Source organism: Caulobacter sp. UC70_42 (assembly GCF_044056025.1).
In the GTDB taxonomy this organism is placed as follows: Bacteria; Pseudomonadota; Alphaproteobacteria; order Caulobacterales; family Caulobacteraceae; genus Caulobacter.
The window spans coordinates 768,229-783,505 of the sequence record NZ_CP171994.1; the positions used below are offsets into that span (position 1 = coordinate 768,229).

The window sequence follows — 15,277 nt, forward strand, 5'->3', positions numbered from 1 at the left end:
GAACCGCGCCCGGCGCCCCTTGAACTTTAACCAGCGTCGGCGCGACAATGCCGACGGCGGGCGTCCTTGGAAGTAAGAGCTCATGCGTGTCCTGATCGCCTCGGCGGCCGTGCTGGCCATCCTCGGCGCCGCTTCCAGCCTTCGCGGCCGATAAGCCCGAAAAGCCCAAGCCCGATCGCAGCCAGTGCTTCCGGGCCGACGACATCAACGGCTTCAGCGTCGTCGATGACCAGACCGTCGACGTCTCGATCGGTCCGCGTAACGTCTGGCGCCTGACCCTGTTCTCGCCGGCCCGCGACATCGATACCGCCCAGCGCATCGCGGTCGAAGCGCGCGGCAGTTCGTGGGTGTGTCAGGGCATGGACGCCACGGTGATCGCGCCAGGCCCGTTCGGCGTGCAGCGCTATCCGGTAACCGCGGTCCGGAAGCTGACCCCCGAAGAGCTGAGGCTGAAGAAGAAGAAACCGAAGTCCTAGAGCATTTTCCGACGAAGTGGATGCCGGTTCGTCGTCAAGAAAATGCGTCAAAACACCGGCCTGAGAGCCAGGTTCACCGCGCCAGGCAGGCGCGCCTTCAGACGCAGGGCCGGCTTCTCGACCAGGAACCACGACGCCGCCGCGAACGGCAGGGCCAGGGCCAGCGAGGTCAGCACATCGAGGCGGCCGTGTTCGGCCAGCACCTGCTGAAGCGGGAAACTGTAGATATAGAGGCCATAGGACAGGTCCGCCGGCAGCCTCGGCGCCGGCATTCGGCCCAGGGCCACGACGGCCAGGGGCAGACCCAGGAACCAGGCCGGGGTCGGCAGCAGGACGAGACCGACCGCCGCCGTCCAGGCCGGCGGCTTGACGTCAAACGCCTCGAGCGCCGCCCCGCACAGGAACAGCCAGCCGTTCAGGGTCGCCAGCGAGGCCAGCCGCGCCAGTTCGCCCCGCGTGTCGAGGCCGGTGAAGTGGACGACCAGGAAAGCTCCACCCGCCAGCAGCGCCAGCCCGGCCAGCACCGGCGCGCGCGCCAACCGCAGGGCGCCGAGCGCGGCCAGACACAGATAGGCGGTGAACTCCAGCCGCAGGCTCCACAGCGAACCATTGACGACATTGGGGTACGGCGCGTCCGCGAAAACACCCGGCAGGTCGTAGGTGACGGCGTAGAGGCTGAAATTCTTGAGCACATAGAGCAACGGCGCGGCGTCGCCGAAATAGTCCGCGACCGGAAGGTCGCTGACCAGCGGCCCCAGCACCAGCGCGGTCAGAAGCAGGGCCGCCAGCAGGCCCGGCGCGATGCGCAAGACCCGCTTGGCCAGGAAGACGCCGACGCCAGGCGTGCGGCGCAGACTTGCGGTGACCAGATAGCCGCTGATCACGAAGAAGATCCCGACGCCCAGCGCGCCGGGATCGGGTCCCCATCCGATCATCCAAGGCGCGGCGCCGTTCAGCACGCGGGCGTGATGAACCACCACCAGCGCGGCCGCGATCAGCCGGAGGCAGTCGAAGCCATTCGCGGGTGAGCCGGGCCGAGACACCCACCCTGCTTAAGGGCGCCCGTCCCGACCTGGCAAGCGGTTAGCCGAACAGCGGCACCGGCCCACGCCCGCCGCCGTTCCAAGCGCTCCAATTGGGGAACACATAGGGCAGATCGGCGGCGCTGACGCCGTACCATCGGGCGATAGCGCCGACATATTCCTCGGTGGCGATCGAGGGGATCCAGCGGCCGTCGTTGGAGGCGTCTTCGGGGCCGCCGAAGGTCACGTCCGGATAGCGGCCATGGACCTTGCCGTTGGCCAGGGCGCCGCCGACCACCAGGTGGTTGGAGCCCCAGGCGTGGTCGCTGCCGCCGCTGGCGTTGCCTTTGTAGACCCGGCCGAAGTCCGACATCGTGAAGGCCGTGACATTGTCCTGCAGGCCCAAGGCCTTCATGGCGTTGTAGAAGCCGGCCAGGGCGTTGCCGAGATCGGCATAGAGGTTCTTGTGCGCCGCGACCTGGTTGGTGTGGGTGTCGTAGCCCCCCTGGCTGACGAAGAAGGTCTGCTTGGCGTGGCCCAGGGTGTTGCGCGCCTCGATCATCCGAGCCGCCCGCAGCAGCTGGCGGGAGATGTCCGACGTCAGGGCCGCGCCGGTGGTCGGATTGACGAAGTGCTTGTCCACCGCCGAGGTCGTCGCCGTGACGATGCTGTTGGCCTGCACCGCCTGGGCGTAGGCCGAGGACATACCCTTGCCCGTAAGATCGGTGATGGCGCCGTACGAGGCGGCGTCGGCGAAGACGTCCAGGGCGGCCTGGCGGGCCTTCACCGCCGCGTCGTTGCTGGCGGCGTTGTAGCCGTTGCGGACGATCGAGCCCGACGACGGCAGGATCAGCGGCGCGGTGCGGTCGCCGATCAGGGCCAGGTTCGAGCCGGCGATCGAGATCAGCGGCGGCAGGTTGGCCGTGCTGCCGGCGCGGTCGTGGATCCGCCCCATGAAGCCGTCCTTGTTGGCGGCCCGCATGCGCATGCCCTGCCACTGGTTCTGCTGGTCCTCGTGGGACATCAGATTGACCGGGCGCAGGTCAGGGCGGCTGGTGTAGAGGGCCTTGGTCAGGGGCGCGAACAGCGTGCCGGTGTTGAGCACCACGCCCAAGCCGCCGTCGTCCCAGACAGACTTCAGGGCGGTCATCGACCCGTGCAGACCGAAGGCCGTGCCGGTCAGGGGCGCGAGGCTGCTCTGAGCCAGGGCCAGGCTCGCCCCGCGCTGCTTGGCGTAGTCGGCATAGCGGCCGTCGGTGGGCGCCACCATGTTCCAGGCGTCGTTGCCGCCAAACAGGAAGACGCCGACCATGGCGCGGTAGGCGCCGCCATCGGCGGCGAGCGCGCTGGAGAGGCCCAGTTGGCCCAAGGCCGCGACAGCCGAGCCGCCCGCGACCATCTGCATGATTTCACGACGAGAAACGGTCATGGTTACGCCTACCGATCGACTTGGAAGAGCGGCGACGACGCCGCGATGTAGAGAGCGACCTGGGCGCGCTTGCGGGCCTGCAGGGCCGGGTCGTTGTTCTTAACGGCGGCCATGGCCGTCACCAGCGCCTGGCGCTGGGCGGACGTCATCGTACCGTTCAGCAGCACGAGGTTGATGCGGTCGATGGTCTTGCCGTCGTTCGTCCCGTTGGCTTCCCAACTGGCCCAGTTGGGGATCGTGCCGGTGGCGCCGAGGGTCGGCTTGAACTCGCCGCGCGTGGCGTCGCCGCCGACCGTCCAGTCGTAGAGGAAGTTGTGGCGGGCGATGATGGTGGAGGTGGTCATCAGCTTGGTGACCGGGCTGAGCAGACCCGCGCCTTGCGGCAACGGGAAGTCGTAGGGGTAGTAGTTGAACACCGACGGCGCGCGGAACGGGGCCTGGCCCATGCCGGCGTCGCGCGTCGTGAGGGCATAGCCGTCGGTCGTGTAGCCGATCGCCCGGGCAAGCGACGTGGCCAGCAGCACCGGCTCCTTGACCTTGCCCGGCAGTTGCGAGCCAGCGCGGGCCTCGCTGTCCAGGTAGATCGCCTTGACCACCGCCTTCATGTCGCCGCGCACGCCCGCGCCGTTGTCGGCGAAGACGGCCGCGACCCGCCCGACATAGGCCGGGGTCGGATTGGCGATGGTCAGTTGCTGGATCAGCCGCTTGCAGATGTAGGAGCCGGTGTTGGGGTGGTTGAACACCGCGTCCACCACGGCGTCGACGCTGGCCTGCTGGGTGGCGTTGGCCGGCACGGTCTTGCCCAGGAAGCTCTTGGCGCCGGTATCGTAGCGCGCGGCATAGACCACCATCGGCTTGGTCCAGTCGCGATTGGTGTTGTCGGTCAGGGCCGCGCCGTTCAGGCGGGCGTAGGTCCAGCCGCTGAGCGCCCGGGCCACTTCCTTGACGTCGGTGTTGCTGTAGGCGGCGATGGTCGCGCCGGCGTTGTCCGTCTGCGGCGTACCGTCGGGATTCAGCAGGACCGTGCCGACCGAGAACAATTGCATCAGTTCGCGGGCGTAGTTCTCGTTGGGCTGGCTCTTGTTGCTGTCGGCCATGTCCAGGTAGTCGCCCATGTACGGGTTCAGGGTGACGGCCTTGAGGATGTCGCGGTAGTTGCCGAACGCGTTGCTCAGCAGGATCTGGTTGAAGGTCGCCAGGCCGGCGGTGTTGCCGACTTCGACGGCCGAGGCGACGACGATTTGCGACAGGGCGAAGGCGACCCGCTGGCGCAGCTGATCCTCCTTGCCGATGGCGTTGGCGTAGAACCGCATCTGCATCGGCGTGGCCGTGAAGTTGTCGCGATTGCAGTTGGTCAGATCGGTCCCGGTCAGGGTCGAGCAGAAGTTGCTCGGCACGGGCTTGGCCGCTATGTCGGCGTAGCTGCTCGAGGAAAGCGCGAACTGCTCGTTCAGCCACGCTTCCGCGCCGCCCAGGGCGTAGATATGATCGATCAGCTCGAGCGTCGGCCCAAAGCTACCCTGCTTGGCGAGACGGGCGGCCGTTTCGCGGGTGAAGTCCTCCGGCGCCGTCGGCGAGGTGCCGCCCAGGCCGCCGGTCGCGATCGACGCGGGCTTTTCGGCGCTGGACGATCCGCCGCCGCTGTCGCCGCTTGAGCCGCCGCCGCAGGCGGTGAGGAAGAAAGCCAAACTCAGCGCGGCCGCCGAGCCAAGGTCCTGTTTACGCATGACAAGGTCCCTGACGCGCCGCGAGGGGGCAACGCGCCTTAAGCTGGAAAACCAGGAAAATTGAAGGGTTGGGCGGGCTTAGCGGTCTGGGAAGACGACCTCCCGGACCACTCTGACGCCGTTCTGGCGGTGAAGTTGGACGAACACGTCGACGACGCGCCCGACATGCTCGACCACGTCGGCGCGACGAAGATTGGCGCCGGCCTGCAGCGCCATCAGCGCCAGCTGTTCGACCGCGCCGGCGGGATCGTCGGCATGAACCGTGGTCATCGAGCCAGGGTGTCCACTGGACACGGCGCGCAGGAACGAGAAGGCTTCGGCCCCGCGCAGCTCGCCCAGGATGATCCGGTCAGGCCGCAAGCGCAGCGAGGCCTGCAGCAGATCCTCGGCCGTGACCCGCGCCTCGCCCTGCTCGCCGCGCGTGGCCACCAGGCCGACGGCGTTGGGGTGGACCAGGCGGATCTCCGGCGCGTCCTCGATCAGCACGAGACGCTGGTCGAGCGGGACTTCCTTGAGAAGGGCGTTGAGAAAGGTGGTCTTGCCGGCCCCGGCGCCGCCGCTGACCACGATGTTCTTGCCGGCCCGCACGGCGCCGGCCAGGAAGTTGCGGATGTCTCCCGCATCGAGAAAGGCCCGCAGGATCGCGTCGGCGTTGGCCTTCGGGACCAGGACCTGATCGAAGGCGCCGGACGCGGCGTAGTCTGTCAGGGACAGATCGCTGACCACGTGCTTGCGGATCGCCAGGGCCAGGCCCTCGCGCGTCGCCGGCGGGGCGACGACCTGCACACGGGCGCCGTCGGGCAGCACGGCCGAGAGCAGCGGATGCTCGCGACTGACGCCCTGGCTGGACAGGCTGGCGACCTGGCGGGCCAGCCGCCACAGGTTGGTCTCGTCCAGGGCCGGGACCTCGACACGTTCGGCGACGCCTCCCAGGCGCTCGACCCACAGCTCGCCGGGACGGTTGACATAGAGGTCCGTCACGGCCGGCTCGGCCAGCCACGGCGCGAGCGGAGCGAGATAGGCCTCCAGATAGACGCCCAGTCTCGAAAGAGGGAGCTTGGCGGGGGCGGTCATTGCCGCACGCCCGAGAAGTCGAGGTCGCGGGCCACGAAGATCGTCACCGGCGCGCCCTGCGGAGTCTGGATGGTCGGGGCGACCTGGTCGCTCTTCATCACCGTGCCCGCCAGGTTGGCCGCCTCCGACGCAGAACCGATATAGATCTGCGAGGTCGAGCGGGTGTTGCCCACGGCCGCGACGCCGGCGTTCAGCACCGACATCAGGATCGAGCCGCCGAAGCGGCTGAAGAAGTGGCGGTCGACCTTGCCTTCCAGCCCGCCGCGCCCCAGCGGGTCGGCGGCCGGAGACGCAATCTGGATCGAGACGCCGTCCGGGCGGATCACCCGGGTCCAGACCACGAAGACGCGCGAGGCGCCCATGGCCACGCCCGACTTGTACTGACCGATCACCCGGCTGCCGCGCGGGACCAGCACGGTCGAGCCGTCGAAGCTCTTGATGTCGCGGGTGACCATGGCTCTCGCGAGGCCCGGCAGGTCGGAATTGATCGCCGTTTCCATCACCGCCGGGATCACCGCGCCCTGCGGAATCATGGCGTCGAGGTTGCGCATGGCCGTGGCCTTGGCCGGCTCGGCGTCGCTGGTCCCGACTCGGTCGGCGAATTTCTCGTCGGCGTTCAGGCCGTTGTCGACGGCCTTGCCAGCCATCGGCGCGGCCTGATCCGTCGCGACGCGGGCCTTAATCAGAGCTGGCGCGCCGCCGAAGTCGACCACCAGGGTCGGGGCGCGGCGGCGCTGGTCGAGATCGGCTGGCGGGGTCGGCGGCAAGGGCTTGGCGGTCATGGCCGCGACCTGAGCCGGAGTCGGCGGCAGGCTGTTGTTCTCGGTGAACTGCGGACCTGGGATGACGGCTGGCGGCGCGGCGGGCGCGCTCATAGCGGTCGTAGCCGCGGCCTCGACCTTGGCTGGGCGCGGCGGACGCGGCCGGGCGTCGGCGCGGTGACTGGCCATCCACAGGAAGACCGCGACGCCGAGCAGGCCAAAGCCCGCCACGATCACCGGCGTCGGCAGACCGGCGTGAGCGCGGGCCACGGCCGGGCGCGCCAGGGCGTCGGCGTCGGCGAGATCCCGCTGGACTTGGGCGGACTGGCGGGGATCGCTCATCGGACGGCCTGCTGTGTAAAGGCGGCGTTGGTCACGGTCAGGCTGGACTTGCCCGAACGCAGGACGAAGCGCGGGGCCAGTTGGTCGACGACCAGATAGCCCTCGCGGACCGCGGCGTTGGCCAGGCCCTCGACGCCGTCGCCGCCGACCACGAACACCGCCGGCAGGTCGGCCTGGACCGGCCAGGCGAAATAGGTGGCCACACCGTCGTCGAAGACGCGGGTCGGCTGGATCACGGCGTCGCCCTTCACGACATAGGCGCTGTTGCGGACGACCGGCGCGCTCGGCGGCGCGGGCGGCGGCGCGATGATGGCGACGGGCGCGGGCGCCGGGGACCAGGAGCCGGACCACATAGGCCAGGTCTTTCGCCGAGGCCTTGGGTCCGGCCACGACCAGCTCGAACACGTAGCGGCGGCGGTCGGTGACCACGGTCATGTTGGTGGCGGCCGTGCGGTCCAACGGCTTGAGGAACAAAAGGTTGGCCTTCTTGTTCGGCGTCACCTGCCAGCCCATGGCGTCGCCGATCGAGACGTTCTCGATCCGCTCGTCGGGGAGAACTCCAGCATGGTCTGGATGCCGAAATAGCCGGTCAGGCGCACGACCTGGTCGGGGTCGTAGGCGACGGTGCGGATGCGCGGATCGACGGCGCCGGGGCGCGGGGTCTCGGTAGCCAGCGCGGGGCCGGCCAAGGCGACGCCCAGGGCCACGGCGGCCAGAAGAATGCGGGGGCAAGCGAAGGTCACAGGTCTCTCCGGGCGCTGGAGGCGGCGCGGCGGGGGGCGGGCGTGCGGCGATAGCTCTGGCCCAGAGGCGCGATGGGACCGGCCTGGGCGGCGGAGCCGGCCGTCGGGCCGCGATCCGACACGACGGTCAGCATCCGAGGCCCGATCGGATCGGACGACGGGGCGACGGGCTCTCGGCGGTCCATGGCCACGGCGGCGGCGGCGATGGCGGCCGCCCGGCCCATCGGCTCGACCTGAGCGGTGGCGTAGCGCGGGGCGCCAGGAACGGCGTTCCGGTCCGACCAGGCGGCGCCGGCCAGGCCGCGCGGCAGGCGCAGGCCGGCGGCGATGACGCCCAGCGCGATCACGGCCAGCAGCATGACCAGGGCGAAGACCGTGGTCAGCACCAGCACCGTCACGGCGGGGTTGATGTCGAAGGCGGCGAACTGCTGGGCCGCGCGCGCATCGGCCAGGGCTCTCAGCGATGGGGCCAGCATGGCCAGCTCCAGCGAGAGGGTCAGGGTCGCGACCAGCGGGGTCAGGGCCAGGGCGATCATCGCCTTCAGCCACCCCTCGACCAGGCCGCGCGTGGCCTCGAACAGGGCGAGGCCGACGACCAACGGCGCCAGGGCCAGAAGGATGGCCAGCACGACCTTGCTGGCCAGCAGCACGCCCAAGGTGGACAAGACGAGCGTCATGCCGCCGGTGTTGACCGCGAAGGCGCCGAAGCCCGGCCCGCCCTGGGTGGCGGCGGCGCCGACGCTGGCGCGACTGGCCATCAGGGTCGCCGACTGCTGCAGGCCGTCGAAGGCGTCCTGCAGGCGCGTGAACGGCGCCTGGCCCTCCAGCAGCACACCACCCAGTTCGGTCGGGGCCTTGGTCAGGGTGTCGTAGACCAGGATCTGGAACAGGCCCCAGTTGGAGGCCAGGGCCACGACCAGACCGATCTTCAGCATCGACAGGGCCGCGTCGCCAACCCTGAGCCCCCCGCGCCCCAGGATCAGGCGATAGCCGATGAACACGATATAGAGGGTCAGCAGCCCGGTCAGCAGCAGACCGACCGGCGAGCCCGGTCCGGCCAGGGCCGCGAAGCCACGCTCGGCCAGATCATGAACCCGGCAGTCGACCGAGCCCATCAGGCCCGGGACCATCGGGGCGTCGACGGGGAGTTGGGCGCAGGACGCCATCACGCGGCCCTCACCAGTTGGGCCATCCAGGCCTGGGGATCATCGCCCAGCTGTTCGCGCAGGGCGTCCAGCTTGCGGACGCTGGTCTCGCGGCCCGACAGCACGGTCAGCAGCTCCGGCGCACCGGCCAGGTTCAGACGGGCGACGACGCTGTCGGTCCCGTGCTTGATCAGGAAGCAGCGCGAGGTGTCCGGCAGGGTCTTGACCAGCTCGAACTCGTACTGGGTCAGGCCGAAGCCTTCGCAGTAGTCCTTCGCTTGCGCCTTCGGGTTGGCCATGAAGATCTGGGTCGCGGCCTGTTCGATGATGGCGCTGGCGATGCGACTCTCAAGGGCGTCCTGCGCGCTCTGGGTGGCGAAGCCGACCACGCCGTTGCGCTTGCGCAGGGTCTTTTCCCAGTCGCGGATGCGCGCCACGAAGACGTCGTCGTCCAGGGCCTTCCAGCCCTCGTCGATGACGATCAGGGTCGGGTGACCGTCCAGGCGCTGCTCCACGCGGTGGAACAGGTACATCATGGCCGGGGTGCGCAGAGCCGGGTCGTCCAGCAGCTGGGTCATGTCGAAGCCCAGGGTCAGGGCGTTCGAGGTCCAGGCCGTCGGCCTCGTTGTCGAACAGCCAGGCGTGCTCTCCGGTCCCGTGCCAGGGCGCGAGGCGCGCGGCCAGATCGGCGGCGTCGGGACGGCGGGCGCCCCGGAACAGCTCGGCGAAATAGCGCAGGCGGCGCAGGCTCGTGGCCTGGTCGAAGCTGGCGTCGACAGCGTCCTTGATCCGCGCGATGTCGTCGGCAGACAGGGCCTCGCCCGGAACCGAAACCAGCTTGGCGACCCACTCGGTCAGGAAGCGACGGTTACCGGCCGTGTCCGGCAGGGCCAGCGGGTTGAAGCCCGTGGGCTGGCCGGGACGCAAGGTCTCGTAGCGGCCGCCGATGGCGCGCAGGAAGATCTCCGCGCCCCGGTCCTTGTCGAAGAACACGATGCGCGGGCTGTACTTGCGAGCCTGGGCCAGCAGGAAGTTCAGCACCACGGTCTTGCCCGAGCCCGACGGGCCGATGACCGTGAAGTTGCCGAGATCGCCCTTGTGGAAGTTGAAGTGATAGGGGCCGGCCGAGGTGGTCTCCAGCAGCGTGACCGCCGGGCCCCAATGGTCGGCGTCGGCCTGGCCGACCGGGAAGTTGTGGCCGCTGGCGAAGCCGGCGAAATTGGCGGTCGAGATCAGCGCCTTGCGCGCGATGTCCTTGAAGTTCCCCGGGAACTGGGCCCAGAAGGCCGGCTCCAGATTGATGTCCTCGCGCACGGCGATGGCGCCCATCTCGGTGAAGGCCGACATCACCTCGGCGGCCGAGCGGTCCAGGCCGTCCAGACTCTCGCCGCGCACCAGCACGGTCAGGTGATGCTCGGCGAAGGCGGCGCGACCCGAGACGACATCGTCCTTAGCGCGGGTCAGGTCGGCGCGCAGGGACAGACCATCGTCGTCGGCGGCCTTCATCCGGCGCAGGGCCAGGTTCATGCGCTCCAGGGTCGGTTGCCGGTCGACGAAGCCGAAGCTCTGGGTGATGACCATCTCGCACGGCAGGCGCAGCAGGTCGTCCAGCATCCCCGGCGTGGTTTGGGCGGGGTAGTCCTTGATCGAGACCATGGCCCCGAAGCCGCGCGCCAGGGCGCCGGGCGCGGGAGAGCTCCAGCGTCTCCAGGCCGAAGCTGGCGCGGCGGTACGGCAGGTACTCGCCGGCGTCGCCCTGCGGGACCAGCACCGGGCGCATCTCGCCATTGTAGAGGCAGGACAGGAATTCCAGCGGCTCGGAGCAGCGGCCCGTGGCGCCGTCATAGACGCTCAGCACCCGGGCGCCGTACGGGGCCAGGGCCGAGATCAGGCTGTCGCGGGCGCTGTCCAGCTCGCGGCGGTCGGCGGCCTGGACGGCGGCGGCCTCGGCCTTGCCGGTCCCCTTCAGGGCGCGCAGAACGCCGTCGATGACGCCGCCGTGGCCCTGCAGCGGACGGCGGACGATCGTCAGGAACAGGTCGTTGACGTAGAGCTTCCGCGCGGCCAGGCGCTCGCTCCAGGCGGCGTCGAGCTCGGCGCTGAAAGCGTCCGGAAACGCCCCCTGCGTGCGGGCGTCGACCTGGCGGCGGACCACGTGGTGGTAGATGGCGAAATGCGAGCTGGCGAGGCCGCGCAGCATCACGTCGCGCACCGCCTTGCGGTAGTTCAGTTCCTCGCTGTCGGCCGTCTCGAACGGCAGGCCGGCCAGGTGGATCACCTGCATCAGCAGGCCGTCGCGCGTCTCCAGCGTGACGTCGTCCAGGTGGCCGGCGTACGGCAGGCGCTTGCCGGCCGTCATTTCCTTGCGGGGGTTCAAGCGCTGTAGCTGTTGCATCGCCAGGCTCGGAAATTGGGTACGCGGGGACAGCGGCTGACCTTGGTCAGCCAGAGATCGAAGATGCGGGGTTCACGCAGGCACGCCGCGTAGCCGATCGCGTGGATCACCAGCGCCGCCGCGATGGCCCAGAACGACTTGGTGATCAGGAAGAGTTCGGCCGTCACCACGCCGTTGATCACGAAGTAGCTGTAGGTCACGCCCGCGAACATCTGCGGGCGCGTCAGGGCGCCGAACACCACGTCGCGATCCAGCGGGGCGGCCATGGCCTAGGCCGCGCCCGAGGCGGCGCGGATGCCGCTGACGATCGTGGTGGCCCCGAACAGGATGAAACAGCCCAGGATGACCGTCGCGCCGTAGCGCCAGTTGAGACGACCGGTCAGCATCATGAAGCCGACCGCGGCCACGGCCATCACCGCCACGGCGGTGGCGACGTTGCCCATCAGCGACCCTTGCAGCCACATGACGCCGGCCAGCAAGGCGCTGGAGCCTTGCGGATCGGACGGCGCGGCCTGGGCGTGAGCCTGACTGGCGGCGGCGGTGACGGCGGCGGCCAGGCCGGCCGCCTTCGGTTGGAAGAACTTACGCATCACTGGGAGGCTCCAAGAACGGGGACGGCGAGAGGCGCGCCGGAAGCGGCCATGCGACCGAGGATCGAGGTCACGTAGGCCTGGGTTTCGGCATAGGGCGGCACGCCGCCATGCTTGCGGACGGCGGCGGGGCCGGCGTTGTAGGCGGCGAGCGCCAGGCGGACGTCGCCGCCGAACGCCGACATCATCCGGCGCAGATAGAGCGCGCCGCCGCGAATGTTCTGGACCGGGTCGTGGGGATCGACGCCCAGGTCGCGGGCGGTGCCCGGCATCAGCTGCATCACCCCGATCGCGCCCTTGTTCGAGCGGGCGTCGGGACGGAAGCGGCTCTCGCGCCAGGCCACCGCCTCGACCAGCTTCGGGTCCAGGGCGTAGACGCTCGCGGCGGTCGAGATCTGCTGACGGACGGCGTCCGCGCCGATCGCGGCGTCGGCGGCGGGCGCGTCCAGGATCAGCGTCTTGGCGCCGTCGTCTGTGAACACGACGGGACCGTCGAACCGGGTCACAGCGCCGTCGGCGCCGATCTCCAGCACCTGGGCCGAGACCGGCCGGGCCACCAGGCCGCCGATGAACATCGCCACGGCCAAGAACGCGGCCTGACGGGCGAAAACAAAGCTCAAGTACGCCCCCTTTACTCGACGGGTACAAATCGGTCCGATCGACCAATATGTATCCGGAGTACTCAATCGGGGTAATGCGGCAGGTTAACGCATTCGCATTTTGAATTCAGCGTCAAAAATACTGATCAATAAGAGCTTTTTATGCTCAAGCTTGGTGAAATGTCGACTCTTCAACTTATATTGGATTATTAACTATCTCTTAATTCATGGAACAGCGCGACACTCTGCTTCCAGAGAGCTGATCGCGAGAGAACATAGTCCAACAAACTTCGCCCAAGGCCTCCGAACACGATTGCCTGTGGATAGAATCACTCGGCAGCCTACGGTTCAGTTTAGTCAGGGGCGTTCCATGTCGGCGTTGAACAAAACCAGGAACTGGCTGTCTCGTAACTTCGCGGGCAGCCTGCTCGGCGGATGGCTGATGATCGCGATTATCGGCGGGTACAACGTCTTCCACTGAGTTCGACAAATCCGCGCCGGCCAAGGGCGTCGGCGAACTGGCGAGAGCATGGCCGATGACGCTGGACACGCAGCTGGCGCGTGAAGCGCCCGAGGCGACGGGCGGGCGCTAAGCCCACCCGTCACTGGACTTTAGAAGCGCTTGCGGACCTGGAAGCCCGCCGTGCGCGGATTGATGCTCACCACCTGCTGCTTGTTGTTCACAGCCGAGGTCACGCTCATCAGCCCGACTTCATCGGTCACGTTGTTGACGAAGAGGTACGCGCCCCAGTCCGTCCCCTCGACCCCGGCACGGAGGTTGGCGTAGCCGTAGTCGCCCTGCTTCTCGTAATAGACGTAGGTCGGACGGAACTGCGAAGCGGACTCCCCGACATAGGCGTAGTCGGCGCGAACCAGACCGTTCATGTCGCCCTTCAACGGCCAGGTGTATTCGACCGCAGCCGAACCGCTGAACTTGGCCACGTTCGGGAACTTGTCGCCGCGCAGGCCGGTCGAGCCGGTGATCAGGATGGTCGAGTTGGCCTGGTCTTCCGTCAGCTTGGCGTCGACGACGGCCGCGGTGCCGCTGATCGTCAGGCCGGAGATCGGACGGGCCGTGGCCTCGATCTCGAAGCCCTTGATCTTGGCCTTGCCGGCGTTGGTCAGATAGCTGAAGGCCCCGTTGGCGCTGGTCGCCGAGATCTGCATGTTCGACCAGTCGATCTGGTAGACGGCCGCGTTCAGCGTCAGGCGACGGTCGAACCACTGGCTCTTGATGCCGCCTTCGTAGTTCCAAAGGCTGTCCGGCTGATAGGCCAGCAGCGCGCTGGCCAGGCCCGGCACGTTGTTGGCGCCGCCCGGACGGAAGCCCTTGGCCGCCACCGCGTAGACCATGACATCGGAGGTCACCTGGTAGGAGGCGTTCAGCTTGCTGACCCAGCCATCCGCGCTGGCGTCGACCTCGGCGGCCGGCCCGACGTAGGACTGGGTGATGAAGTTGCTGATCAGGACCTGGCCGGAGACGGTCTTGTCGTACTTGAAGCGGCGCAGCCCGCCGGTCAGGGTCAGCTTGTCGATCGGCTTGTAGGACACTTCACCGAAGAAGGCGGTCTGCTTGGTGTCGGTGCCGACGTGACGCCAGGCGGTCAGGTCGTTGGGATTGATGACGCCCGTGGTCGCGTCGCCCTTGGCGACCTTGCTCTCGATATAGTCCTCGCGCTTTTCGAGATAGGCGCCGGCCGTCCAGTCGAGCTTGTCGTCGAACAGCGAGCCGGTCATGCGCAGCTCGTGGTTCCACGAGGTCAGGCCCATGGGTTGATACAGCGCGCCCGGAATGCGGCTATCGGCATAGGCGGTGAAGGCCGTCAGCTGCGTCGCCGTACAGGCCGGGTTCGTCGAGCCCGTCGCGGCCGGACCGCCGGCGACCCAGTTGCGGCACGCGGTGGCGTTGGCGCGGCTGCCCGACAGGGTGGGGCTGTAGTCGGAATTCCGCAGCAGCGTCCACTTGTAGTAGGACGAGGTGGCCGTGACCGTGGCGAAGCTCAGGTCCCATTTGCCCGTAACGTTGTAGAGCCGCAGGTTGTCGCTGGTCGGGGCGATGACGCGGGCGTTGGTCTTATACTCTTCCTTGCCCAGCGCGGGGTACCAGGTGTTCTGACCGTCCAGAGTGGTCTTCTGGTACAGGCCCGTGGCGTTGATCGTCAGGTTTTCGGTGGGTGTGAAGCCCAGCATCAGGCGACCGCCGCTGGAGTGCTGGTCGTTGATGTCCTTCTTGTTCAGTAGGACGTCGTCGACATAGCCGCCGCCCTCGGTCTTGTAGAGCACCAGGCGCGCGGCCAGCTTGTCCTCGATCAGCGGCACGTTGACCATGCCCTTGACCGAATAGCCGTTGCTGCCGCCCTTGGTGCTGGTTCCCTGGGCTTCGACGGCGCCGGCGTAGCGGCTAGTGTCGGGCTTGTTGAGGATCACGCGCAGGGTGCCGCCCATCGAGCCCGAGCCATAGAGCGTGCCTTGCGGACCGCGCAGGACTTCGATTCGCTCGGCGTCGAACAGGTTGACGTCGGCGCTGGTCGAGCTGGCGTCGGCGGTCGTGCCGGCCGGGCCCGTCAGCGGGGTTTCGTCGTAGTAGAGGCCCACGGTGGCTTCACCGGCGCTGCGCACGCCGCGCAGGGTCAGGCGACGGCTGGTCGGCGAGTTTCCGTCGACCTGCAGGTTCGGAACCGTGCGGAAATAGTCTTGGATGCCCTGCGCGCCCAGCGCCTGCAGCGACTTTTCGGTGACCGCGCTGACGCTGATCGGAGTGGTCTGGACCGTGGTGGAGCGCTTCAGCGCGGTGACGATCACTTCCTCGATCGTGCCGGCGTCCTTGGGTTCGCTCGATTGGGCGAACGCCTGGCCGGCGACGAGGCTCGTCAGGGCGCTTGCGCCCAGGGCGAGGGCCCGAAGGCCTCGAAACTGCATCATTGTAGATCCCCTATTGTCGGCGCGCTCGACGGCGGCCTGTAGGATCAGACGC

The 15,277-nt window shown here is 68.4% G+C and carries 13 protein-coding genes and 2 pseudogenes; 1 reads left to right on the plus strand and 14 read right to left on the minus strand.

Translation table 11 applies throughout. The annotated features are described in order from the left end of the window. Window positions 1-203 precede the first annotated feature (203 nt). On the plus strand, window positions 204-476 hold the full coding sequence (locus tag ACHMW8_RS03960) for a DUF6491 family protein (protein ID WP_395445892.1): 273 nt from the start codon (window positions 204-206) through the stop codon (window positions 474-476). A gap of 47 nt (window positions 477-523) precedes the next feature. Here ACHMW8_RS03960 and ACHMW8_RS03965 read toward each other — a convergent pair whose 3' ends face one another. The 14 genes and pseudogenes from ACHMW8_RS03965 to ACHMW8_RS04030 all read right to left on the minus strand — a co-directional run bounded on the left by ACHMW8_RS03965 (window position 524) and on the right by ACHMW8_RS04030 (window position 15,225). After that, a complete protein-coding gene (locus ACHMW8_RS03965) occupies window positions 524-1,519 on the minus strand; it encodes an acyltransferase family protein (protein ID WP_395444817.1) in 996 nt (331 codons plus the stop codon). Window positions 1,520-1,559: 40 nt separating this feature from the next. Further along, the gene (locus ACHMW8_RS03970; protein WP_395444818.1) at window positions 1,560-2,927 is read right to left on the minus strand and encodes a DUF1501 domain-containing protein; all 1,368 of its coding nucleotides are present in this window, start codon (window positions 2,925-2,927) and stop codon (window positions 1,560-1,562) included. A gap of 8 nt (window positions 2,928-2,935) precedes the next feature. Further along, window positions 2,936-4,654, minus strand: a complete 1,719-nt coding sequence (locus ACHMW8_RS03975) for a DUF1800 family protein (protein ID WP_395444819.1) — start codon at window positions 4,652-4,654, stop codon at window positions 2,936-2,938. Between the two features lie 78 nt (window positions 4,655-4,732). Next, window positions 4,733-5,728: a P-type DNA transfer ATPase VirB11 gene (virB11, locus tag ACHMW8_RS03980; protein WP_395444820.1), complete on the minus strand. Its 996-nt coding sequence runs from the start codon at window positions 5,726-5,728 to the stop codon at window positions 4,733-4,735. Continuing rightward, window positions 5,725-6,831 carry a TrbI/VirB10 family protein gene (locus ACHMW8_RS03985; RefSeq protein WP_125155275.1) on the minus strand — a complete coding sequence of 369 codons (1,107 nt, stop codon included), beginning with the start codon at window positions 6,829-6,831 and terminating at the stop codon, window positions 5,725-5,727. Before ACHMW8_RS03985 ends, virB11 begins: the two co-directional genes overlap by 4 nt. Beyond that, window positions 6,828-7,344: pseudogene (locus ACHMW8_RS03990) on the minus strand (TrbG/VirB9 family P-type conjugative transfer protein). The gene ACHMW8_RS03985 and the pseudogene ACHMW8_RS03990 overlap by 4 nt, the downstream one beginning before the upstream one ends. Then, window positions 7,329-7,574, minus strand: a complete 246-nt coding sequence (locus ACHMW8_RS03995; RefSeq protein WP_395444821.1) for a hypothetical protein — start codon at window positions 7,572-7,574, stop codon at window positions 7,329-7,331. The pseudogene ACHMW8_RS03990 and the gene ACHMW8_RS03995 overlap by 16 nt, the downstream one beginning before the upstream one ends. Next, window positions 7,571-8,740: a type IV secretion system protein gene (locus tag ACHMW8_RS04000; RefSeq protein WP_125155273.1), complete on the minus strand. Its 1,170-nt coding sequence runs from the start codon at window positions 8,738-8,740 to the stop codon at window positions 7,571-7,573. Before ACHMW8_RS04000 ends, ACHMW8_RS03995 begins: the two co-directional genes overlap by 4 nt. Then, window positions 8,740-9,297 (minus strand): hypothetical protein, encoded by a 558-nt coding sequence (locus ACHMW8_RS04005; protein ID WP_395444822.1) that lies wholly within the window; start codon window positions 9,295-9,297, stop codon window positions 8,740-8,742. The genes ACHMW8_RS04000 and ACHMW8_RS04005 overlap by 1 nt, the downstream gene beginning before the upstream one ends. Window positions 9,298-10,024: 727 nt before the next feature. After that, window positions 10,025-10,564 (minus strand): annotated as a pseudogene (locus tag ACHMW8_RS04010) (hypothetical protein); the annotation flags it as partial. Between the two features lie 528 nt (window positions 10,565-11,092). Further along, window positions 11,093-11,380 (minus strand): type IV secretion system protein VirB3, encoded by a 288-nt coding sequence (locus ACHMW8_RS04015; protein ID WP_056045755.1) that lies wholly within the window; start codon window positions 11,378-11,380, stop codon window positions 11,093-11,095. Window positions 11,381-11,383: 3 nt separating this feature from the next. Then, the gene (locus ACHMW8_RS04020) at window positions 11,384-11,704 is read right to left on the minus strand and encodes a TrbC/VirB2 family protein (RefSeq protein WP_125155271.1); all 321 of its coding nucleotides are present in this window, start codon (window positions 11,702-11,704) and stop codon (window positions 11,384-11,386) included. Continuing rightward, complete coding sequence (locus tag ACHMW8_RS04025; protein ID WP_395444823.1) at window positions 11,704-12,324, minus strand: lytic transglycosylase domain-containing protein; 621 nt, start codon at window positions 12,322-12,324, stop codon at window positions 11,704-11,706. Before ACHMW8_RS04025 ends, ACHMW8_RS04020 begins: the two co-directional genes overlap by 1 nt. A 591-nt stretch (window positions 12,325-12,915) precedes the next feature. Next, complete coding sequence (locus tag ACHMW8_RS04030; RefSeq protein WP_395444824.1) at window positions 12,916-15,225, minus strand: TonB-dependent receptor; 2,310 nt, start codon at window positions 15,223-15,225, stop codon at window positions 12,916-12,918. Window positions 15,226-15,277: the final 52 nt, after the last annotated feature.

Bases quoted from the DNA above. Each gene is read 5' to 3' on its own strand.
- ACHMW8_RS03970 (WP_395444818.1), bottom strand. From the start codon at position 2,927: ATGACCGTTTCTCGTCGTGAAATCATGCAGATGGTCGCGGGCGGCTCG.
- ACHMW8_RS03975 (WP_395444819.1), bottom strand. From the start codon at position 4,654: ATGCGTAAACAGGACCTTGGCTCGGCGGCCGCGCTGAGTTTGGCTTTC.
- virB11 (WP_395444820.1), bottom strand. From the start codon at position 5,728: ATGACCGCCCCCGCCAAGCTCCCTCTTTCGAGACTGGGCGTCTATCTG.
- ACHMW8_RS03985 (WP_125155275.1), bottom strand. From the start codon at position 6,831: ATGAGCGATCCCCGCCAGTCCGCCCAAGTCCAGCGGGATCTCGCCGAC.
- ACHMW8_RS04000 (WP_125155273.1), bottom strand. From the start codon at position 8,740: ATGGCGTCCTGCGCCCAACTCCCCGTCGACGCCCCGATGGTCCCGGGC.
- ACHMW8_RS04005 (WP_395444822.1), bottom strand. From the start codon at position 9,297: ATGACCCAGCTGCTGGACGACCCGGCTCTGCGCACCCCGGCCATGATG.
- ACHMW8_RS04015 (WP_056045755.1), bottom strand. From the start codon at position 11,380: ATGGCCGCCCCGCTGGATCGCGACGTGGTGTTCGGCGCCCTGACGCGC.
- ACHMW8_RS04020 (WP_125155271.1), bottom strand. From the start codon at position 11,704: ATGCGTAAGTTCTTCCAACCGAAGGCGGCCGGCCTGGCCGCCGCCGTC.
- ACHMW8_RS04030 (WP_395444824.1), bottom strand. From the start codon at position 15,225: ATGATGCAGTTTCGAGGCCTTCGGGCCCTCGCCCTGGGCGCAAGCGCC.